Raw genomic sequence first — 834 nt, 5'->3', positions numbered from 1 at the left:
GCTAGCGTCGCCTCGCCGATGCGGCCCTCCTTCGCCAGGTCGTTGATCGCGGTGAGGTAGCCGCCGTGGAGCAGGTAGTCGTCGAAGAGCGCGAAGAGGGTGTCGATCACCTCGGCGTCCGGCCCCTCGTTGCCCTCGGTAGCCACTTCGTCAATGGCGGCGATCAGCCCGCTTCCCCGCTTCAATGTCACCACCTCGCGGAACGAGAGCGGGAAGAGATGGAAGTCCACCACCTCTTCCCGCCCGCGGCGGCCGGGCAGGCGCATCCGTGCCTCCTGGATCAGCACCCGATCGGAACCGGTCGCCACCAGCACCACCCGTTCCAGCATCCCCGCGTCGGCGGCGTACTTCACCGCCTTGTCCCAGTCGCGGATGTAGCTGACCTCGTCGATCAGCAGGTAGCCGAGGGTGCCATCGGGCATCGCGTCCAACTGGTGCTGGAGCCGTTGGAGCAGTGCGTGGTGATCATCGATCTGTGCATAAATTTAGTCAACGATGAGTGAATAAATTTAGCTATTCATCAGCGAATAAGTTTGATCACGCGCGACCGGCCGCCCCTTTGAGTGAGCCGCGGATCAACGCGGATTTCCGCAAATTGGACTGAACAGCCATTTGCGAAAATCTGCGTTGATCTGCGGTTGATTCTCTTAAATTTGGAGCCGCGCTCACTCTCCGAACAGCTCTCCCGTCCGCGGGAAAGGCAGCGCCTCGACCCCGTCGCTGAAGGCGATCGCCTCGCCGCTGTAGACCACGTAGCGGCGGTCGAGCGGGTGGAGCCGCTCGGAGAAGCGGTTGAGCGCCTGCTTGAAGCTCCGGTTCCAGGTGGCCGCCGCC

General features: G+C 62.8%; 1 protein-coding gene. It reads right to left on the bottom strand.

Features of this window, described 5'->3' with window-relative positions:
* On the bottom strand, positions 1 to 422 hold a 422-nt coding region (locus ACYQ2W_RS26450; RefSeq protein WP_459874091.1), incomplete at its 3' end, for an AAA family ATPase.
* Positions 423 to 834: the final 412 nt, after the last annotated feature.

It is taken from the genome of Endothiovibrio diazotrophicus, from assembly GCF_054657215.1.
This window is presented reverse-complemented; position numbering and strand designations above follow the sequence as displayed.